Raw genomic sequence first — 20,668 nt, 5'->3', positions numbered from 1 at the left:
CAGGCAGGTTCGGCTGGAACTATTTTGGATGCGGATAAGGTTGCAGAAATCGGCGTGAGACCGGAAGGTACTGATCGAATGGCAATGATTCATGGTATTGGCGGAACGGAAACTGTAAATAAATGGGTGGTGTTCTTGGATTCGATTTCAGCTAACCATCACGCGGCGGCGAATTGTGGATTTGCCGAGCGATACCGGTTAACGGTCATGATTATCGATCCTTGAGACCTTTTAATGTATCGTCATAATCATGCATGACTTCGTTGAGGGTATCAAGGAAATCCAGGCTTAGTCCAGGGGGTAAGTGCACCTTGGTTATTTTTTTATGACGATCTCCCCATCATTCTCCCGAACATCAATGTGGATGGGAATCCCCTACATCAAGGCCAAGCCGCTTCAGGGCATCCGTCATAGTAACTCCTAAACTGTTACCGAACTTCGAGACTTTTCGTTTCATAGTTAATGTAGGACAGGGGTTCTTCATATGTTCTTAACTCGGACCCGTACATCTTTGGTTAGGCATGTGCTATACTGAAAATAGTTGCAAGTTAGGTTTCCGGAGGTGACCAAGATGCGCTGGGAAGAGGTTCGTGAGCAATTTCCCGAAGAGTGGATTGTATGTGAGGCGTTAAAGTCCCATTCAGAGGACGGATACTGGCTTATCGAAGAGGTGGCAGTCATTGATCGCTTTGAAGATTCGTCTGTCGCCATGAAACGCTACTATGAGTTGCATCGGGCGCAGCCTTACCGGGAATACGGCTTTTTTCACACATCCCGCGAAACGCTTAAGCTTCGGGAGAAATGGGCAGGGGTAAGGGGCCCTAGATGAGAATTGATGTGAAGTACGGATTGCCTTTTATAGAAGTGGTCATTTGTTATCGTGGTGAAAAGCTTCATTTAAGGAATGCATTGCTTGATACAGGTTCGGCAGGGACTATTTTCAGCGCAGATGTAGTGGATGCCATCGGGGTTAAAATTGAGCCGGGTGACTTTTTGAATAAAATCAGAGGCGTGGGCGGAGTCGAGGTCATATACTCCAAACAATTTGATTTTGTGCAGGCAGGAGAAGTAACTCTGGAAGGTTTTGAAGTGGAAATTGGAGAAATGAATTATGGAATGGAGATTGACGGCATTATTGGTTTTGACTACATTCAATTAGCCGGTTTGGTGATTGATTCTAAAGAGTTGACAGTGGGTAAGAAAGAGTAGCTACGTCACCTCGCCAAATATCACTAGCAAAACCCGCCGGCGAATCGTGGATTTGCCGGGCTGCGGTTTGTCTCCATAAGGTTTATTAGAAAGGGATGTCCGGGAGGGCATCTCCTTTTGGTTTTCTTGCTGCGTTGTGGTAGCTAGGTTATTGAAAATACTGGTCTTTAAGGATGGATTTAGGTGTATCGGAACATTTATACCACGCCCATTCAATTAACCTTCATGAAGTTGAAGTTCCATTACTTCCAGCATGCTTTTAAGGAATTTATCCTGCGGCGCGTCTCCTTTGATCTGCTCGGTTACAGAGACGTACTTCTTAAGCAGAGTTCTTGTACACCACAATGGGCATCCCTGCGAAAAGTGTTGATTAGAAAGGGATCGTTCAGTCTGAGTCGAACTAAGTACAGGGTGATTTATCTTCAATTAGGAGGATTTCTGAGATGCGGGAATCTATTGAATTTAGAACATTTCGTGAGGTGCGTACCCGAACATTAGCATTAGCAGAATCGTCACCACTAGAAATTGTGGACATCGTACCACAGGGCTTCAACAATAGCATCCGCTGGAACCTGGGGCATATCCTTGTTGCATGGGATCACGGTATCTTTCCGAAGTTAGGCGAAGAATGGAGGGTGCCAAAGAGCTACCATCACACATTTCCGAAAGGAACACGTCCGAGCGGGTGGACAACGGAGCCGCCGGCTTACTCTGAAATTTTGGAGAAATTGCGTAGTCAAGTTGATGACATTATCGTAGCATCAACGGGCAAACTTGATGATCCGATTGCTAAACCTTTTCTGCGTATCAAGAGGTTACGAGGCATGTTTCATTTCCACAACAGGGAAGAACAGCATCATCTTGACTGTATGCTGCGTATTAAACAAGCTATCGAAATGGCGAATGTTTAGCTCAAGACAATCTCAGCAAAAATATCCAACTCTCTACTTAATAGTTCGAGCATGGGTGGCGGGTAGTGTTGAGCGACCGTTTCATGAACGCTAACACCTATTAAATGGAAAACCAAAACAAAGACCAAAAATCCTCGGATTCTTGGTCTTTGTTTTTAACTGGATTACTGAAAGTTAAGGTCGCTTACTGGTTATCGCATAGCGATGTAAATTTCCGCTTGCCCGTCGTTCGGATCTGTATTCGGGTCATAATATTCAAAATCGCCTGTGAACGCCCGGTTATTGCCGGGCTGCTGCGACCAATGCCAAATATCGGCCCAAGTCTTCTGCACCATCTCTATAATCGGTCCCCTCTCTGTGACGAATACGGCGTATTTTGCAGCAGGAACTGTGAACGTCGTAACGGATTCGGGGTAGTGATCCTGCAATGCTTCTCGGACATGTACACCGACCATCACTTCATAGTGTCCGGCATCGCCTTGCTCATAGTCAAAATAACAGTTATAAAGGCCGGGCTGCTGCAGATGGCCGGCCAGTTGTCCGCTAATATTGCGCAGATGGAATTGTTCAAACAGTCCAGCGATTTTGCCGTTGCCGCTTAACTCGGCTGCATTTGTTGTGACAGCGCTAATTCCGGCTATCGTGAAGGAGGGGAGTTCCTCGACACGGGCAGGTTCAATTCGTTTGCCGGCAGCCCCATCTACGGGCAGCGGGCTTGTCGATGGTGACTGACTGTGTGGTGTCATGGGTATGGATTCGTTTTGTTTCATCGCGGCTCAATCTCCTTTTAGTTGAATGAGTCTATTCTAAAACAACAAACCTGACAACTATCTGTCAGGTTGTATTGTCGTTTCTGTATATTTTTGCAATTTGCTCCGCGCGGCTAGCGATAATCTCCCGAAGATGAAGAGGCTCAACCACCTCAGCATGGTGACCTAAACTGAGAATAAAGCTGTATAACCATTCATCTTCCGGATATGCTTTGCTCACTTGCCAACCGCCGTCACCAACTGCTACAAGCTCCTCGATATCAAACAGTTCTTCGGCGAAATGGCGAGTGTCCGCCCGAAACCGCAAGACGATCTGTGTTACCGGAGATGGCTCGGACGAGCTCTGGCCTGTGACACTCTCATGTGCCGGAAGCTCTCGACGAATGAAAGTCCTCCCCGGGGTTATTTCCAGCGTCTTCATTCTTTTTAGCTTAAATAGTCTAAACTGATCTTTCTCCAGACAGTAGGCTTGCAGGTACCACTGTCTTCCTTTGAGAATGAGCGTATGCGGTTCTACAACCCGATGTGATACCTCACCTTTGGCACTGGAATAGACGAACCCCACGATTAGGCAGCGATCTACCGATTCCTTTAGCAGCTGTAGTTTAGGTCGCAGCCTTTCGTTGCCGTCCCAAGGCGAGTAGTCGATCAGCACGCGACTTGTCTTATGCTGGAACTCTTCGAAATATGCGGGTGGAACGACGCTGTTGATTTTTTCCATCAGCTGCACATGCTGCTCGTTGCCGTATGAGGTGGAGATGCTGCGCAGGGCGGTGACGATGGCAGCGAGTTCGTCGTTGGTCATCACATTACGGTCCAAGCGGTAACCTTCTGCAAGTCCGATGCCTCCGTTTGTTCCCTGGTAGGTGACGATGGGGATGCCAGCCCCATTAATAGCTTCGATATCCCGGTATATCGTCCTTACGGACACCTCGAACCGATCCGCGAGCTCCTTGGCCTGCACCATGCGGCGGTTTAGCAGCAGAATAATGATGGATAAGAGCCTTTCCAGTTTCACAGCATCTACCCTCCGTCACGATGGATTAAGCCGGAAGCTTATCTTATTGTATTTTCTCATTGGAATTAACTTTTGTCGAATGATCTATACAGCATTGCGTTCGGTCTCGATGATTGTAACGGTAAGTGAACTATCTCTGTTTGCCGAATCCCCTCAATTTCACTTGCCCATCATCGCGCTTCCATATACTCCGCAATAGTAACCGGACGGATGCTCTCGTATCTGTAACCAAGGGTGTCCTTATATTACATTTCAAACAAATTGCCCCGATATACGGGCTTTATTTCACAGTTATGAGCTAATGATTATATCTTTTATGCCCTGAAAACGCTTTAATAGTAACTGATTCACTGCTATCCAAATAAAATTGTGAGGAGTATGACGAGAGGGGGGATGCGGACATGACACAATCCTTTCTGCAGTACAGGAAAGAGGTTCGAAGGCAAATACATAAAGTTAACCATTTTAACAACAGGAGGAAATGAAAATGAAGATGAAAGCTAATATGATTTGCAGCCTAGTACTCTCGCTGGCTCTGCTGGTCGGTTTATTTCCGGTCATGCCGACAACGCCTGCTCATGCGGCGGCTAGCTATTCCGGGGCGCCGCAAAAGTTATCCGTACCTCCATTAGCATTTGACGAATCCAAAATTGTACTTACCTGGGAAAAGCCGGATGACTATTATAACAGTGCAGTAAAAATCCGGGACTACGAAGTATTCCGGGATGGAGTCCTTATCGGTCTTGCAAGCGAAAATTTCAGAGATAACTATTCCTATGTCAATGCGTACATGGATGCATTTTACGGGAATTTGAGCGCGCAGCATCATCGGGTCAATATTCTTTCCTTTACGGCGACCGAGCTGGCGCCCAACACGAGTTATGAATTTAAGGTGAGGGCCGTTTACACCGATGAGACAAGGTCTGATTTTAGCGCGTCGCTTGTCTTTTCAACTGCGCCTACGCCTACCGTTATAGACGCCGCTGCTCAGGGCGCAACCTATATTACTTCTACTTCCGGCGCCAACGCCGACTATAAAATCCGGGGCGCGAATAACAATGCAACGATCATAAAGAAAATTGCAGACAACACTGCCGCGATACAGGCTGCGATCGACGCTGTCCCTACGGGCGGAAAGGTTGTATTGAAGGGAAGCGGAGACAATGCCAATCCCTACTATTATCCAAGCGGCTCATTGTTTCTGCACAGCAATATGACCTTTGAAATTGAGAAAGGAGCTGTGCTGCTCGGTTCTCCTGTTTTTGACCACTATCCGCGCAGCCTTCTGGTCTATCCTTATTCACAAGATATCCGGACGTATGGCCTGTTGAATGCCGTAACCTGGGACTATGGCTCCTTGAAAAATATCCGCATCGTCGGCAAGGGTGCAATAGACGGCAACGGGTGGAAGAATACTACCACCGGAAACGGCTTACAGACCCAAACGGCAGCGGATCCGACTCCCGGTTCCGCAGGTGTCTCAGATCCAACCGGAAATGGTTGGCGTCTGCCAAACTACCAATCCGGCGGCAATATCACTGTTGATAATAAAAGTGCAATTGATTCCGACAGTGTGCTGGGCATCCTTGCGGCGGATGCGATGTGGAAGTCTCGTCAGGATAAAACCCCGAATGCCCTTGACGCGCAATTCTATAATTCCCGCCCTAACCTGACGGTAATGCGCGGCGTGCATGGCCTGTATTACGAGGGACTGACCTTCTATAACCCTGCTTTCCACGGAATCGTCAACTATCAGTCCGAGCAGATTGCCGTAAACGGTGTGAATGCGATGATGTTTGACGCCAACAACGGCGACGGTATTGAATTTGGCGACAGCACGGGGATTACGATTATGAACAGCTTTTGGGATACCGGAGACGACGTCATCAACTTTGCAGCCGGACAGGGCACAGTCGTACGCAATTTAACCAACAAAGTGGCAAGCGGAGAGGGCCGCGTGTTCAATAACTTTCTGCGCAACGGCCACGGGGGCATGTTGGCGATGGGGAGCCATACCGGCGGCTGGATCGGCGATTTGATCGCGGAAGAGAATGTCTATAATTCGAACGAAAAAGGAAGTAACGGCGTATTGCGAATGAAATCCGGTGCGACTACCGGTGGCGGTATCCGCAATATTGTCGTGCGCGACAATGCGGTCAATTATTCGAACAGCACGGTAGGCAACAGTACGATTGTGATTGATACAGACTACAAAGACGGCAACGCCAGTACAGCCTTCGGCCCGGAAAGCGAGCAGCCACTGACCTTCGAAAATGTGCTGGTACGCAATATAACGGTGTCAAACGCGTATATACCACTGATTAGCGTGGCGGCTCCCGTCAGCTCCGTCTATGCCTTAAGCCCGATACTCCGCAATTTCACATTCGAGGATATCAAGGTCTTATCCTATGTTGGAAGTGGCGGTAACATTGCGATAAACGGCATGTCGGATGTTACGTTCCGCAACATCACAGGTCTTCGAGGCGCCATTACCACCACCAACAGCAAAAATGTCACGATCGAAAATTGCCCCGGGACCACCAACCGCACGCCGGATGTGCTGAATGGAAGCGGCGCGCTCACGGTGACGGCCAATACTTATTATGCCACTTTAGAATGGCCCGCCATCGGTAATGCAACGCAGTATGCCGTGTTGGTGGATATGCTGGATGGTTATGGCTATCAGCAAAACAAGATTGTAGCGAGCGCGGGAGCGGGTACGCAGTCCACGGGAATCGCGCTGCGTCCGAACACCTCTTACAAAGTTGCGGTCCGACCGGAAACGACAGGTGCAAACGCCTCCTACGGCAATCTGCTGGAGTCGACGGTAACCACGGGCGCTGCAACGCTTGGGGTATCCACAGTTTCAACCAGTTCGCCGAGTTTTAATGTGAAGGCTGCGGACATCACCGGCATCTCTTGGCAGGATTTTAAATGGAACGCCGTTACCGACGCTGTCTACGGCATTCATTATTACGAGTTAACGGCAACGCCGACAAATTCAAATCACGCTACTAAAAAATACAAAGCTTATTTTAACAACGCCAGCCGTGCGGGTTATTCGCTGTGGGGGCTGGATGATGGTGTGACCTACGATGTCACGATGAAAGCTGTCAACTGGATTGGTCAGGAAGGACCACAGTGGGGCCCGGTTACGATCACCACCGTTCCCGGCACTTTAATGCAGACTCCGGCATGGGCTCCCGGCAGCCAGCTGACCGTCGCAGGCGGCAGATGGATTGGGGAAGATATGACCATCACATGGGACGAAAGAGACGTAACGGATTATTCCAATGGCGATACCGCACGATTTGCCGGTTATCGAATCTTGATTAACGGCGTGCCGGTAGACGGTGGAGCGGTTCAAGCCAACGCAAAACCAACCGTTCAACCGGGTCAACACACTTACGTGTTTTCCCCTGCCGGACTTATTCCGAATGTTCCTTATACCATCTCGGTGGAAGCGGGAAGCGAGATTTTGAAATACGCGTCCGGTGCAGGCGGACTTAGCGGCTCTACAGGTTTTACAGGCACCGAAAATACCGAACTTCCTCGGAACCAGGTGACTTTTGGTAAGTGGACCGGGCACGGGCCAAGCGTAACGCGCACATTTTTAGCAACAGCTCCGGTAGCTCCAACGATTACAACAAGCAGCCTGCCAAACGGCATATTTGGTATTGCCTACAATCAAGCATTAGCTGCGACAGGAGATACCCCAATTACCTGGAGCATTGAAAGCGGCAGCTTGCCGGCGGGACTTTCTCTGGAACCAACGACAGGTAAAATAAGCGGGACACCGACTGCAACGGGTACAGCAAGCTTCACAGTAAAAGCAACAAACGATGCGGGAAGCAGCTCCAAAGATTTGAGCATTTTTACAATTATGCTTAGTGGTAGCAGCAGCAGTGGCGGTAGCGGCGGCAATGCTTCTTTAAGTTATTCCGTGTCGGAAGGGACCAAGGCGGAAAACGGTTCGGTTTCTTATGACACCAACAAAGCAACTGCCGGTAGCAAGGTAACCATTACGGCCACGCCTAAAGAGGGCTATACGCTAAATGATATGAAGGTTTTTGATCAAAATGGCAAGGAAGTACAAATCACTAAAAATGCAGATGGCACTTATAGCTTTATCATGCCTGAAGGCGGAGCCAAAGTTGAGCCGGCATTTACGAAGAAAGAAGCGGCCAAAGGAACTCCGGGGACTTCAGATGCTAAAAAATTCAACGATGTAAAGGAAGACGATTGGTTCTATAAAGGCATCCAGTTTATGAGCGAAAAAGGGCTTATGGTAGGATCCTCCGACAGCAGCTTCAGCCCTAATCAAAATACGACTAGAGCCATGCTGGTAACGATTCTTCATAGACTGGAAGGAACTCCGTCAGCTTCAGAAAGCGGCTTTACCGATGTTAAGGCTGACACATGGTATAGCGACGCCGTTGCATGGGCTTCATCCAACAATGTGATCAGCGGTTATGGTAACGGGCTATTCGGACCGAATAATGACATATCTAGAGAGCAGCTATGCACTATACTGTACAATTATGCAAAGCTTAAAGGATATGACATTTCCAATACCAAAAACGTGAATGCTTTTACGGACGGAAATAACGTATCCAGTTGGGCTAAAGAACCTATGGAATGGGCGATAGGCTCAGGGCTGATCAGCGGTTATGAAAATAATGTTCTTGCTCCGGGAGATACTGCGACCAGAGCGCAATTATCTACGATCATCCAAAGATTCATTGAAAAGGGTGTTAAATAGAATGTAAAAAATAAGCAGCTGACTTTGAGGAGTCGGCTGCTTGTCTTTGGTACACTATTAAGACTTACTGGACCAAAGTGCTCGGATAAGGAAATTGGGAGTTATAGTTGCTAAATTGCTTATGGGTTTGATCCAGCTTGGTTTGTTCTTCGGCTTCTAATTTATAGTGCCCCTTACGGAACATCAGCTCATACATCTCGTATTGGCACTGATGTGTTTCATTCAATATGGTCATAATGTCCTGGTGAAGATTCGGATGGCTCGCTTCTCTGGCGGAAATATTGAAACTATCGGTTAAATATTTTTCAAGTGCTAAAATATCATTTACTCGGTCCCTGTCATTCATTTCGGGTCCTTTTACTTTTGGCTCGTAGGAGGGCTTAGGATTTTGGATCGTATTTGGGCTTTGATTTTGGTTCATTCCAGTTACTCCTTATTGTTGTAGTTGATGGACTTTTTGCATTTCCGCTGTGTTATTGTTTTGCAGATGCTTCAATAACAATTCGTAGTGGCGTTGGTGCATTTGGCCTGCCTTATTAATGGCCTGGCTAATTTCTTGATCGGAGCATTCTTGGGCGAAATGGCGGCATTTTTTCATCGCAATAAGCTCCCACGACATTTGATCCTTTAAATAAAGATGATCTTTTATGGTTATGACTTGTGGCGGTTGCGGGAAAATAGGCTGCTGCGTCTGAGTTTGATTTTGTTCCATGGGAACTCCTTTCTTCTTTTGGGAATTGCTTTTAGGGTTCCTTTAAATTGAAAATAATATCCTTTTTTTCAGAAAGGATTTGGTTGCTTTTCGCAGGGTGTTTGTCGTGGCATCATACCCTGTTTACTGCAGCAAATTGATCCGTACTACCTTCCGAGTGATCCATAAAATGCAAAAACACTGACTGTGCGGTCAGTGTTTCTGGCATGTAGTGGACTTAGAGGGACTTTATAGCTGATTCATGTCATGTGCAGCAGCAGCGTTTTCGAATGTATATATTGAAAAATTATTTTGCGTTCTTGTCAGGCTGATGGATTCCGAACACGTTGCCTTCGGTATCCGTATAATATCCCTGCCAAGCCATTCCGGGCAAAGCATATTTCGGCAATGCGACCTTGCCGCCGTGATTCAGAATGTTCGCTTCGGTAGAATCGTAATTTTCCACTCCGATTGTACATGCAAAGGCATTCAAAGTCTGACCGGGCTCTGGGGAAGCACCTCTGCGCTGCATTAAAGCGCCGTTAATTCCAAGCTCATTCGCATCGCCGGTAACTGCTCCGAAATAAGGCATTCCGGCATAACTGCTCCAATCTTCAAATGTCCATCCAAAAATCTCTCCGTAAAACTTCTTGGCACGCTCCATGTCATCGACATGAATTTCGAAATGAACGACTCTGCCCATGATTACCTCCTGATTTGCGGATTATTTTACATGTTATCGTTATGTTTTCTGCGTATATTGCTAATTCTCCTACTTCATTATTGTAATAAATATAGAAGTTTATTCAATTTTGCGAGAATGGAGGAAAGTATTCCACTTGTTGTGCCGGATAGGAGTTCCGCCTTAGCGGGGGAGCGGCAGATTTCCCCTTGCGAGTAAGCCAGCCAGACCCGCTTACTGTTCTTGAAGACGTGACCGGTATTCCCTGGGGGAGCAACCGTATTTCTTCTTGAACGCCTTGGAAAAATGAGCGGCATCTGCGAACCCGCAGTACTCAGCAATATTTTCGAATTTGGTTGGGTAGGCGAGCAATTCCTTGGCCCGTTCCAATCGAAGGTTGAGCAGATAAGCATGCGGCGTCATACCAAGCATCTTCGTAAACATCATGTTGAAATACGATTCCGAATAGCCGGCATGCTTGGCCATGTTCTTCACAGAGACGGGCGAGGAGAGGTTGGATGCCAGATATGCTTTCATTTTTTGTATAAGCTGCTGCTCCGCGTCGTTCTCGGACAACGCTTTTTTGCCGGTGCCCAGCAGTTGCAGGAGTAAATCCATCGCGAGCTGCTGCAGCTTGATCGTATCCCTCAGATCGACGGACTTATGGTGCTCGATCATCTGAAGCAGCGTGCTTCGAAAAAGGTCCGGATTCTCCGGTACGAACTTGACGGGAATATGGATATCCGGAAAATCGTTCAACCGCGGTTGCATCAGATGGGCATGGGGGGAGAGGTCGGTTTGTCCGGGGGAGGTGACGAAGCTATGAGCCCGGGAAGTGTTGTAGAAGAAATCCAAATGAGTATTCGGGACGATACATTCGCCGAAGGTATGTGTCGTAAATAATACGCCAGGTTGAATAACGGCGATCTCGCCTTCGTTCAGCTCGTATTCCACACCTTCGACCGTGAGGATGTAGCGTCCTTTTTCAATAAATTGTATCAGATAGTCCAGCAGTCTCCGGGGACCTTGAAAAAAAGCGGGCACCGGCGGTCTGTACTTGTAGCATAGCCGTATATAGGGATGCACGAGATGGTCGTTCCAATTCTCCGCGAGTGCTTTCAACAAAACCGCCACCTTGGACATTATCGTTGTTTTTGACAAGTAAATGAAAGCTTTAGACATGGAAAGAAAGTGTCATCATTATATAATGAAGTTGTTTACATATCAACGAGAAGCGGAAGATATGCTTGGGAATGCGGATTTGCCGGAGTTTCATTTGAGTTATTTGCAATAAGAAGTTTATGACAAGTTTATTATTGCTGGGTTCAACCGGGAAAAAGCAGCCTGCGGTCGACAGATCGTCGTTATGCAGCGCAGCGAAGCACCGCGTCAGTGGTGTGAAAAAAGGAGATGGAAAAGGTGACAATGGCGATGAAAACAATGACAGTGCCTTTTTTTGTAGGCGGCGGGAAAATTGAATATGGCGAGAAGCAGGTTCCGGTACCGGGAGAAGGCCAACTGCTGCTGCAGGTGAAGGCGAATGCGCTGTGCGGCTCGGACCGCAAGCAATTTTATGAGGGGGCCAAGGCGACTCCCGGCCATGAAGCATCCGGTGTGGTAGCTGCAGTGGGGCCCAATACACATACGGCAGTTGGAACTCCAGGTGTCGTCTATTTAATGGGGTATTGCGGAGTATGCCGAAGCTGCAAGCTGGGTTACACGAATCAATGCCTGAGCAAAAAAGCCGATTACGGTTTCTCGCATGACGGCGGCTACGGGCCATACATGGTCGTGGATGAAAGCGTGTTCTTCGCGACAGATCCATCGATACCGCTGACAGAAGCGACGCTTCTTTTGGATATCATGGGAACCGGCGGACACGCGATCAAACGCGCTCAGTTGGTACACTCCGACATTCAATCCGTCGTAGTTGCCGGAGCGGGTCCGATCGGGCTTGCGGTCTTAGCGATGGCGAAGCTGATGTTGGGGACGGAAGTGCCGGTTTACATCACGGATTTTGTGGAGTACCGGCTTCGGCTGGCGGAGAAGATGGGGGCTATCCCGGTTTATCTGGGCAAGGAAACTTTGGATGAAAAGATGAAGGCGGACGGAATGCAAGGCGTTGACGTGGCCGTTGATACGACCGGGAAGACGGCAGGCCGGCAAGCTGCGCTGGCCGCGTTAACAAAACGTGGAGTGCTTGTGTGCGTAGGGCATGGGGAAGAGCTGCATCTGAAGGTATCCCCGGATCTGATTGCGGCCGAGCGGGCGGTGCTCGGAAGCGAGTACTTCCAATACAACGAACTGGCGGTCAACCAAGAGCTGATCTTGAGCCATCTGCCTTACCTCAGTCACATCATTACACATCGTTTTGGGATTGAACGGCTGCAGGAGGCGTATGAGCTATTTTTCCGGGGAGATACGGGTAAGGTTGTGATCGAGCAATGAGCGATCGGAAGCGGATGAAAGTCGCGTTAATCGGAGCCGGCGGTTGGGGCAGGCAGCATGCGAGAATTTTTCAAGACCGGGCGGATGTGGACTTCTGCGCCATTGTGGGCCGTAATCCGGCGAAAACGAAGAAGCGGGCGGATGAATACGGTACGAAGTTTTATACGGACATCCGGCAGATGCTTGATCGGGAGCAGCCGGATCTGGTCAGCTTGTGCTTGCCGAACCAATCGCACTTTGAGGCGACGCTGCAGGTTATTGAGGCCGGGTTTCCGCTGCTTGTTGAGAAGCCGCTGGTGTTCGATTTGAAGGAAGCGGACATCCTGCTGAATGAAGCATCCAAACGGGGATTGTTTTTTGCGATTAATTTCAACCATCGGTACGCCAAGCCGGTTCAAATGGCGCATCAAGCGGTCCAGTCAGGTAAACTTGGGGAGCTGACTATGGCATCGTGGCGATTTGGAGGCAAAGGATCAAGCGATCATCCTCATGCGAACCTCATTGAGACGCAATGTCACGGCTTCGATATGCTGGAGCATTTATGCGGTCCTATCGAATCGGTTATGGCCGAGATGACCGATAAGACGGGCGGCGGCTTCCGCACCATGTCCCTGACGCTGCGATTCGCTAACGGTGCGGTCGGCAGCTTGCTCGGTACATACGACTCGTCCTACTCTTATCCGGATACGCATAGAGTGGAGCTTGACGGCACGAAAGGCCGAGCGGTCATTCACGATACGGTGAAGCGGTATACGTATCATCCGCTGGATAATGAGCTCGGCGAGACGTGGGAAGCGGGTTATTTCAACGACGTGGACCGCGGCTTTCATCGCACGTTCGACAAGCATGCCGACGCATTGTTTGAAGCATTGCGAGCCGGCAAGCAGCCGCCGATCCATGCAGAGGCAGGTTATCGTGCACTATTGCTCGCAGACGCGGCGATCCGGTCGTTTGAGCAGGGCTGCCGGGTGAAAGTTTGAGCGTAAAGGTGAAGGGTTTTTATAATTTTTTTGTGGAGATCGGATAGAATAGCAATCTTAAAAGCGACGATACAGTGGGTGTGTTCAATAAACGCGCTACTGCTTCGTCGCTTTTTTTAAACTAGTGGTGCTTGTTGTGTTCCCTATAGTTGGAATTCCTTTTTCATAATTCATATTCAGAGAGTCGACTTGGAAGGAATTTCTTTAAACTCCATAGAATCCTTTATTATTACACATTATGCTAATATATGAGGGTAGTCATGGATATAGAACAATATTTAATCATGATCCGCGGTAAAGATAGGACAGAGGCGGTTGCTTCGTATCAATATATGAAATCTCAGGTTCGCATTTTTTTCGTTAACTCCATGGAAGGTTATAACTACAACTCTGTTGATGTAGTCATTTTGGAACATCCTAAAGTAACGGAGATAACGGATGGTATGGCTGTTTATAACGATGGATATCCTTTTTCTAAAGTGTTGCGGGTAAGAAATTTCGGTCCTATGGCGCGGGTGCATTTTACCAACGGACTTAGCAGGTCCTATGCAAGCGAACGCATCCAAATTAAGAGTTGTGGTATCCAATACACAAAAGCAAAACCAATTATGGAGTATTGGCGAGATATTTCGAAGCATGTAAAGAATGAAGACGAGCAAGTGGAGCGGCAAGCCTTTTTGGCGAGAGAGTTTTCGAAGCTTACTTTTGTTCATCCTGAAAGCGCATTGAGCCACTACCTTAATGCTGCTCCCATTCACAGCGCCAGCTCTGTGGATTCTAGCTGCCTATTTCCGTTTCGATACAATCTCAGCCAGAAGAGCGCACTTCATCAAGCTTTGCAAAGTACCATCAGTATCATTGAAGGACCACCTGGTACAGGCAAAACTCAGACGATCTTGAATATACTGGCCAATTTAACTGTCATGCGGGACAAGACTGTAGCGGTAGTTTCAGGGAATAACGCGGCGGTAGCCAATGTCCGGGAGAAGCTGGAGCGGGAAGGATATCACTTTTTTGCCGCAAACTTAGGGAACCAGGAGAATAAAGAACGCTTCTTCCGTCATCTTCCGGAATGGAATGTGTCCGATTGGCGAAGTGACGAGCCAGTGGCGGAGATAAGGAAGAAAATAACGAGCTTGGACAGCAGCATTCGCCGCTTGATGGAGTGCGAGCGAGAAATGGCAGTACTCAAACAGAAGCTAGCGGAGTATCTGTTGGAGCAGGAGCATTTTGAACATTTTTATGCCCAAAAGGATGTGCAACAGTTAAACAAATTGTCCTTTTACCGGCAGACGCCTGGACGAATATTGGAATTTATGAAGGATAGCTTCCTGGCAGTAGAATTGGGCACTGATGATAATCTGTCGTACAAGTTCAAGTTGTTCTTCAAGCACGGTTTTATTCGCTTTAAGCTGTTGAAGGATCAAGGGCAAGACGTGATGCTAAATTACCAACGCCAATTCTATGTTCTCAAAGTGAAAAATCTGATCTCGCAAATAGATGCTATAGAGCAGAAATTGAAAGCTCAGTCCTACCAACAATTAATGCATGAGCACCAGATGTATTCGATTAAACTTTTTCGACATAAATTATATGAGAAATATCATCATCGCCAGAAGTTGGAATGTGATGTGAGATCATATATGAACGTAAAGCATTTTCAGTCTTTTATGGAACATTACCCGATTTTGTTGAGCACGACGCACTCCTTGCGTAATAGCATCCCGGCCAATTATTTATTTGATTATTGTATCATTGACGAATCCTCACAAGTTGACCTGTTGACGGGAGCTTTAGCCTTATCTTGTTGCAAACGGGCGATTATTGTTGGAGATACCAAACAATTGCCGCAAATCGTAGATGCCAAAATCAAGAAGTTGATGAAGAGCGAACTTTTTGAGGGGCTTAACGAAGCCTACAATTATTTTCAGCACAATATTCTTTCCTCACTGCTGTTCTTATATGGAGATTCCATCCCCAAAGTGATGTTAAGGGAGCATTACCGTTGCCATCCTCGAATTATACAGTATTGTAATAAAAAGTATTATAAAGAGGAACTCATCGTTTTTACACATGAGACTGAAGCGGATGCTCCGCTGTTAATTTATGGAACGGTTGAGGGTAATCATATGAGAGATGGGAGAAAGGGGAAGTTTAATCAGAGAGAGCTGGATGTGATTGAGCGGGAGGTCCTGAAAGGAATGGTGAGTGACGCTGCGCGTCATTCGGATATTGGCGTGGCTACACCTTACCGCAACCAGGCGGATAAGGCTTCCAAGCAGTTTTATGAGTTGGCGGAGAGCGACACTATTCATAAGTATCAGGGCCGCGAGAAACCGACAATGATTCTGTCCACAGTGCTAGACCAGACTCGATCAGGAAAAATGGGGATGAAATTTGTCAATGATCCTTGCAAGGTCAATGTAGCTGTGTCCCGTGCCCAGAACCAATTTATTCTGGTGACTGATCGAAAAGCCTTCAGAAAGTACGGGAATGAAATCAGCGATTTGATGCGATATATGGAATATAGCACATTGGACCCTAATGTTCTGGAAAGCGAGATAATCTCAATTTTCGACTTGTTGTACCGCGAATACTCGAACAAACTTAGGGATTTTCGCGAAAAAGTCGGGCAATATCAAAGCTCGCGGCATAAGAGCGAGAATATTATGCATGCTTTGTTAGATACAATTTTAAAAGAAGACCGCTATAAGGATTTCCGGCTGGTCAATCAAGTGCTGCTCATGAATTTATTCCCTAATCTGGACATACTGGGAGAAGAGGAACAACGATTCGTGCGGCATCGAGCATCCGTTGATTTTGTGATCTATCATAAGTTCGATAATTCGCCCGCTCTTGCCATCGAAGTGGACGGGTTTGCCTTCCATGAGAATAATCCGAAGCAATTGGAACGCGACAAGAAAAAAGAGGAGATTTTCGAGAAATATGGTGTGGCCTTGCATCGTTTTCCGACGACGGGGAGTGGGGAAGAGTCCAGACTCAAAGGATTACTTGATCAACATATGTTACCGAAGATGGAGTTAATTTGAGTCGGCTAAGCAATAGCTCAAAACAGGAGGGACTTGCAAATTTCCCAAACCCCAACTCGGCAAAATAAACTCTCATCGATGCAAGCCACAATGATTAATATCGGACATAAGTTTAGCGCGATAGATCAGTATATACTTTCCAGCTGACTGCACGCATATGGTATACTTGTATGAAACGATATCGTTGAGGTGAGCAAGTATGCAATGGGAAGAAGTCCGAGAAAAGTTTCCGGACGAATGGGTAGTATTTGAAGCAGCGGCGGCCTATTCTGAGAACGGATTCCGTTTCATTGATTCTGTAACCGTTATTGATCGTTATGAAGATTCGATGGAAGCGATGAAACGATATAAGGAATTGCACAGGAGTCAGCCGGGAAAAGAAATTTATTTTCTTCACACATCGCTTCCTCAATTGAAAATTGAAGAGAAATGGATTGGTTTCAAAAGATGGCGGTAGAACTGAGGTTGCTGCACGGATTGCCTATCGTCGATATTGATGTTATTTTTGCAGGCCGTCGGCTCCGTCTGGAAAATATACTAATGGATACGGGATCGGCTGGCACCATTCTTGATGCGGATGCGGTATTTGAAATTGGAGTAAAGCCGGAAGGATCGGATAAGACAGCAATCATACACGGGGTTGGAGGTACTGAAATCGTTTTTACGAAATGGTTTGACTCTGTTATTTTAGGTGAATGGTCAGTAAATTCGTGTAAGATTGAAGTCGGTGCAATGGACTACGGCATAGATATTCAAGGAATACTTGGGTTTGATTTTATTAGAACTGCCAAGCTTGTCATTGATACGGACAGGATGCAAGTTTATTCGTCGAACTAAACATTCGCAACATCGCGCGGGCTAAAGACGGGGTATTAAAGGAAGCACATCCAAAACTTTATGGCGGTAATTACCGTTAGTTCCAGCTATACCATCTTCCAGACCCAGGGGATTAGATGCCCCTGAGTCTTTTTGTTTGTCTATCTCAAAATAGCCGGCCCAACATACCGCCTTTCCAAGAAATGGCCGGATTAGCCCCACGTTATGGTACAATGGAGGGAACCCGCGGCGATGATAAGTTGTGGGGGAATTGGAAAATGGTGCAGGAAGGGTTGGAACTTCGTTGGAAATCGGTCATGTTGTAACGTTCATAGTTTCCATGGTGACGCTGGGCAATATCGTCTTGGCCGGTATCGTTGTGTTTATTGAACGAAGAGATATCGGATCAACCTGGGCGTGGTTGATGGTGTTGTTTTTTATCCCTCTTCTTGGATTTGTGGTATATGTTTTTTTCGGACGCCAATTAAAACAAAAAAATTTTTACGAGCTTTCTTCCGGGGAACGCGCATTTCTGCAATCCGCAGTGGATGAGCAGTTGCAGCATATTCAGCTCCAGGAGGGCAGCCTGTTAACCAAATATGCGGATTTGCTGCGAATGAATCTGCGCTCGTCCAACGCACTAGTGACCATGGACAACGATATTGTCGTTTTTAATGATGGAAAAGCGAAGTTTGACGCGTTGTTTGAGGACATTCGCAATGCCGAGAAAGAAATTAATGTCCAATATTATATTATTCAAAAAGACGCACTTGGCAGGCGGTTAAGGGACGAGTTAACCAAGAAAGCCAAGGAGGGCGTAAAAGTCCGGCTTCTGTATGACGAAATCGGATCGAAGCGGATGACGCGGTCGTTTTTTAATGAGCTCATCGCGCATGGAGGGGAAGTGGAGGCGTTTTTCCCTTCCTTATTTAGGCTGATTAATTTTCGCATCAATAACCGGAATCACCGGAAGCTTTGCATTATTGACGGGGAGATTGCTTATATCGGAGGGTTTAATGTAGGGGATGAATATTTAGGGCTGGATGCAAAAATAGGTTATTGGCGGGATACGCATTTTCGGATTGAAGGAGGCGCGGTTGATCTGATTCAGGGCCGGTTTATTTTGGATTGGAATAAGGCTGCCAGCGGAAAGAAAACAAATCGGGACCATTTTTCATTCCGATCCGAAAGGCATCCCGGACATAGCGCCGTGCAAATTATTTCAAGCGGACCCAATTCGCAAACGGAACATTTGAAAAATATGTACCTGAAATTAATCATGTCGGCGAAAAAAAGCATTTACATACAAACGCCGTATTTCATTCCCGACTCCAGTTTTATGGATGCATGCAAAATCGCGCGTCTATCGGGCGTGGATGTACGGATTATGATTCCGAACAAGCCGGACCACCCGTTTGTTTATTCAGCCACTTTGGCGTATGCCGGGGAATTGCTGCCATATGGCGTGAAAATCTTCGAATACGAGAAAGGTTTTCTCCATGCCAAAACGATTGTAGTCGATCAAGAAGTGGCGTCGGTGGGCACGATGAATATCGATACGCGCAGCTTTCGCTTAAACTTTGAAGTCAATGCCCTGGTATATGACGAGAAGGTCGCGATTCAGCTGTACGACTTGTTTCTTCAAGACAGCAAGCACTGTTCGGAGCTGACCCTGGAGCGGTACGAAGCGCGGTCAAATCTGGCCAAAGCCAAAGAAGCGGTATCACGGCTGCTGTCGCCTATTCTATGAATGAGGCGGCAGGTGCCCTTGATCACAAGAACGTGAAGGTATTCACGGAATGTTCAACATTGCTGCATCTGGTTGTGAAAAAAATCACATCCCCTTTTTTTCCAAGTGCTACAATGAGTTGGAATACAAAGGAGCTGATACTGTGGAAGCTTTGGATCTTGCTAGATGGCAATTCGGGATTACGACCATCTACCACTTTTTAATTGTGCCGCTGTCGATTGGTTTGGCGTACTTGATCGCATTTATGCAGACGATGTATGTGTACAAGAAAGATGATCGCTACAAGCGACTGACTAAGTTTTGGGGCAAAATTTTCCTTTTGAACTTTGCCGTTGGCGTTGTAACCGGCATTATGCAAGAGTTTCAGTTCGGGATGAACTGGGCCGATTACTCGCGGTTTGTGGGTGCCGTATTTGGCGGCCCGCTTGCGGTGGAAGCGCTGGTGGCGTTTTTCCTGGAATCGACGTTTCTTGGGATCTGGCTTTTCGGTTGGGAACGCTTGTCCAAAAAGCTGCATCTGGCCTGCATCTGGCTTGTGGCGTTGTCGGCCACGGTGTCGGCGTTCTGGATTTTGAGCGCAAACTCCTTTATGCAGGAGCCGGTCGGGTTCGAGCTCGTAAACGGTCGCGCGGAAATGACGAGTTTCTTCGCATTGCTGATGAATAAGCAGCTGTGGGTCGAGTTCCCGCATGTCATTTTTGGTGCATTGTCTACAGGAGCATTGTTTGTTACAGGCATCAGCGCCTATAAAATATTGCGCCGTCAGCAGACGGAGCTGTTCAAAACGTCGTTTGCGATCGGCATCGTGCTTGCGTTGATGTCCAGTTTGCTGACGGCTTTTGCCGGGCACGATCAAGCCCAGCATCTGATGAAATCGCAGCCGATGAAAATGGCCGCATCCGAAGCGCTTTGGCATTCGAGCGGAGAAAGTGCGCCGTGGACGGTGATCGCTGGAATCGATCCGAAAAAGCAGGCCAACAGCTTTCAAGTGGAAATCCCTTATGCGCTCAGCATACTGTCTTATAACAAGCCGTACGGCAAAGTACCCGGCATATTGGAACTGCAGGCGCAGTATGAACAAAAGTACGGCCCGGGCAACTATATTCCCCCGGTGCGCACTTCGTTTTGGAGCTTCCGGATCATGGTGGCGGCCGGTATGGCGATGATAGGCCTTGGTTTGTTCGGCACCTTTGCGGTTGCGAAGGGACGGCTGGAACGGTACCGTTTCTTTTTGAAATGGATGATTCCTGCGATAGCGCTGCCGTATATCGGTAATACGGCGGGATGGATTATGACCGAGGTGGGACGTCAGCCGTGGATTGTATTCGGACTGCAGAAGACGGAAGCCGGCGTATCGCCGCTAGTCAGCAGCGGCATGGTTGCCACGACGTTAATCGGTTTTTCCCTGGTCTACGGGATCCTCGCCGTCATCTTCGTGTACCTGGTTATGCGTGAAGTTCGTAAAGGCGTGGAAGACTCGGCGCATGGCGATGGGGAAGGGAAACACGGCGCCGATCAGCCGCCTGTGGCTGTATTGTAATCGGGTCTACCGCCTTATGGACGTTTGGCAATGAAAGTTCA

The 20,668-nt window shown here is 47.6% G+C and carries 18 protein-coding genes; 12 read left to right on the top strand and 6 right to left on the bottom strand.

The genetic code is table 11. The annotated features are described in order from the left end of the window. Nucleotides 1–24 precede the first annotated feature (24 nt). The 4 genes from EYB31_RS40315 to EYB31_RS21465 all read left to right on the top strand — a co-directional run bounded on the left by EYB31_RS40315 (nt 25) and on the right by EYB31_RS21465 (nt 2,120). Entirely contained in the window at nt 25–225 is a 201-nt protein-coding gene (locus EYB31_RS40315; RefSeq protein WP_165452533.1) for a hypothetical protein, read from the top strand. A gap of 346 nt (nt 226–571) precedes the next feature. After that, nucleotides 572–829: a hypothetical protein gene (locus tag EYB31_RS21475; protein ID WP_131015457.1), complete on the top strand. Its 258-nt coding sequence runs from the start codon at nt 572–574 to the stop codon at nt 827–829. Next, nucleotides 826–1,209: a retropepsin-like aspartic protease gene (locus EYB31_RS21470; RefSeq protein ID WP_131015456.1), complete on the top strand. Its 384-nt coding sequence runs from the start codon at nt 826–828 to the stop codon at nt 1,207–1,209. The genes EYB31_RS21475 and EYB31_RS21470 overlap by 4 nt, the downstream gene beginning before the upstream one ends. 443 nt (nt 1,210–1,652) lie before the next feature. After that, the gene (locus EYB31_RS21465; protein WP_131015455.1) at nt 1,653–2,120 is read left to right on the top strand and encodes a DinB family protein; all 468 of its coding nucleotides are present in this window, start codon (nt 1,653–1,655) and stop codon (nt 2,118–2,120) included. 191 nt (nt 2,121–2,311) lie between these two features. Here the strand turns inward: EYB31_RS21465 and EYB31_RS21460 are convergent, their stop codons facing one another. Both EYB31_RS21460 and EYB31_RS21455 read right to left on the bottom strand, forming a co-directional pair. Then, nucleotides 2,312–2,890 carry a GyrI-like domain-containing protein gene (locus EYB31_RS21460; RefSeq protein ID WP_131015454.1) on the bottom strand — a complete coding sequence of 193 codons (579 nt, stop codon included), beginning with the start codon at nt 2,888–2,890 and terminating at the stop codon, nt 2,312–2,314. A gap of 64 nt (nt 2,891–2,954) precedes the next feature. Further along, complete coding sequence (locus EYB31_RS21455) at nt 2,955–3,908, bottom strand: helix-turn-helix transcriptional regulator (protein WP_131015453.1); 954 nt, start codon at nt 3,906–3,908, stop codon at nt 2,955–2,957. A gap of 487 nt (nt 3,909–4,395) precedes the next feature. Here EYB31_RS21455 and EYB31_RS21450 point away from each other — a divergent pair, with 487 nt between their 5' ends. Further along, entirely contained in the window at nt 4,396–8,670 is a 4,275-nt protein-coding gene (locus tag EYB31_RS21450; RefSeq protein ID WP_165452532.1) for an S-layer homology domain-containing protein, read from the top strand. 64 nt (nt 8,671–8,734) lie between these two features. Here the strand turns inward: EYB31_RS21450 and EYB31_RS21445 are convergent, their stop codons facing one another. From EYB31_RS21445 to EYB31_RS21430, 4 genes are all read right to left on the bottom strand, one after another. Further along, complete coding sequence (locus tag EYB31_RS21445; RefSeq protein WP_131015451.1) at nt 8,735–9,091, bottom strand: spore coat protein; 357 nt, start codon at nt 9,089–9,091, stop codon at nt 8,735–8,737. Nucleotides 9,092–9,103: 12 nt separating this feature from the next. Next, a complete protein-coding gene (locus EYB31_RS21440) occupies nt 9,104–9,382 on the bottom strand; it encodes a hypothetical protein (protein ID WP_131015450.1) in 279 nt (92 codons plus the stop codon). Nucleotides 9,383–9,668: 286 nt separating this feature from the next. After that, on the bottom strand, nt 9,669–10,064 hold the full coding sequence (locus EYB31_RS21435) for a VOC family protein (protein ID WP_131015449.1): 396 nt from the start codon (nt 10,062–10,064) through the stop codon (nt 9,669–9,671). A 213-nt stretch (nt 10,065–10,277) separates the two neighbouring features. Next, a complete protein-coding gene (locus EYB31_RS21430; protein ID WP_165452531.1) occupies nt 10,278–11,165 on the bottom strand; it encodes an AraC family transcriptional regulator in 888 nt (295 codons plus the stop codon). Nucleotides 11,166–11,474: 309 nt separating this feature from the next. On the opposite strand from EYB31_RS21430, the gene EYB31_RS21425 reads away from it, so the two are divergent. From EYB31_RS21425 to EYB31_RS21395, 7 genes are all read left to right on the top strand, one after another. Then, nucleotides 11,475–12,491: a zinc-dependent alcohol dehydrogenase family protein gene (locus EYB31_RS21425; protein ID WP_240762691.1), complete on the top strand. Its 1,017-nt coding sequence runs from the start codon at nt 11,475–11,477 to the stop codon at nt 12,489–12,491. Then, nucleotides 12,488–13,471, top strand: coding sequence for a Gfo/Idh/MocA family protein (locus EYB31_RS21420; RefSeq protein WP_131015446.1), 984 nt, complete (start codon nt 12,488–12,490; stop codon nt 13,469–13,471). The genes EYB31_RS21425 and EYB31_RS21420 overlap by 4 nt, the downstream gene beginning before the upstream one ends. Before the next feature lie 260 nt (nt 13,472–13,731). Then, complete coding sequence (locus EYB31_RS21415; RefSeq protein WP_131015445.1) at nt 13,732–16,521, top strand: AAA domain-containing protein; 2,790 nt, start codon at nt 13,732–13,734, stop codon at nt 16,519–16,521. A 199-nt stretch (nt 16,522–16,720) separates the two neighbouring features. Continuing rightward, the gene (locus tag EYB31_RS21410; protein WP_131015444.1) at nt 16,721–16,978 is read left to right on the top strand and encodes a hypothetical protein; all 258 of its coding nucleotides are present in this window, start codon (nt 16,721–16,723) and stop codon (nt 16,976–16,978) included. Then, nucleotides 16,969–17,358: a retropepsin-like aspartic protease gene (locus tag EYB31_RS21405; protein ID WP_131015443.1), complete on the top strand. Its 390-nt coding sequence runs from the start codon at nt 16,969–16,971 to the stop codon at nt 17,356–17,358. Before EYB31_RS21410 ends, EYB31_RS21405 begins: the two co-directional genes overlap by 10 nt. Before the next feature lie 283 nt (nt 17,359–17,641). Further along, complete coding sequence (gene cls, locus EYB31_RS21400; RefSeq protein ID WP_131015442.1) at nt 17,642–19,087, top strand: cardiolipin synthase; 1,446 nt, start codon at nt 17,642–17,644, stop codon at nt 19,085–19,087. A 142-nt stretch (nt 19,088–19,229) separates the two neighbouring features. Beyond that, nucleotides 19,230–20,627, top strand: a complete 1,398-nt coding sequence (locus EYB31_RS21395) for a cytochrome ubiquinol oxidase subunit I (RefSeq protein WP_131015441.1) — start codon at nt 19,230–19,232, stop codon at nt 20,625–20,627. Nucleotides 20,628–20,668: the final 41 nt, after the last annotated feature.

The sequence above is a fragment of the Paenibacillus thalictri genome (genome assembly GCF_004307995.1).
In the GTDB taxonomy this organism is placed as follows: Bacteria; Bacillota; Bacilli; order Paenibacillales; family NBRC-103111; genus Paenibacillus_AF; species Paenibacillus_AF thalictri.
The sequence above is the reverse complement of the archived record's forward strand: the minus strand, read 5'-3'. Positions and strand labels throughout refer to the sequence as shown.

Excerpts from the sequence above, each read along its gene's own strand:
- EYB31_RS21475 (WP_131015457.1), top strand. The coding sequence starts at position 572 with ATGCGCTGGGAAGAGGTTCGTGAGCAATTTCCCGAAGAGTGGATTGTA.
- EYB31_RS21470 (WP_131015456.1), top strand. The coding sequence starts at position 826 with ATGAGAATTGATGTGAAGTACGGATTGCCTTTTATAGAAGTGGTCATT.
- EYB31_RS21465 (WP_131015455.1), top strand. The coding sequence starts at position 1,653 with ATGCGGGAATCTATTGAATTTAGAACATTTCGTGAGGTGCGTACCCGA.
- EYB31_RS21460 (WP_131015454.1), bottom strand. The coding sequence starts at position 2,890 with ATGAAACAAAACGAATCCATACCCATGACACCACACAGTCAGTCACCA.
- EYB31_RS21450 (WP_165452532.1), top strand. The coding sequence starts at position 4,396 with ATGAAGATGAAAGCTAATATGATTTGCAGCCTAGTACTCTCGCTGGCT.
- EYB31_RS21445 (WP_131015451.1), bottom strand. The coding sequence starts at position 9,091 with ATGAACCAAAATCAAAGCCCAAATACGATCCAAAATCCTAAGCCCTCC.
- EYB31_RS21440 (WP_131015450.1), bottom strand. The coding sequence starts at position 9,382 with ATGGAACAAAATCAAACTCAGACGCAGCAGCCTATTTTCCCGCAACCG.
- EYB31_RS21435 (WP_131015449.1), bottom strand. The coding sequence starts at position 10,064 with ATGGGCAGAGTCGTTCATTTCGAAATTCATGTCGATGACATGGAGCGT.
- EYB31_RS21425 (WP_240762691.1), top strand. The coding sequence starts at position 11,475 with ATGAAAACAATGACAGTGCCTTTTTTTGTAGGCGGCGGGAAAATTGAA.
- EYB31_RS21420 (WP_131015446.1), top strand. The coding sequence starts at position 12,488 with ATGAGCGATCGGAAGCGGATGAAAGTCGCGTTAATCGGAGCCGGCGGT.
- EYB31_RS21415 (WP_131015445.1), top strand. The coding sequence starts at position 13,732 with ATGGATATAGAACAATATTTAATCATGATCCGCGGTAAAGATAGGACA.
- EYB31_RS21410 (WP_131015444.1), top strand. The coding sequence starts at position 16,721 with ATGCAATGGGAAGAAGTCCGAGAAAAGTTTCCGGACGAATGGGTAGTA.
- EYB31_RS21405 (WP_131015443.1), top strand. The coding sequence starts at position 16,969 with ATGGCGGTAGAACTGAGGTTGCTGCACGGATTGCCTATCGTCGATATT.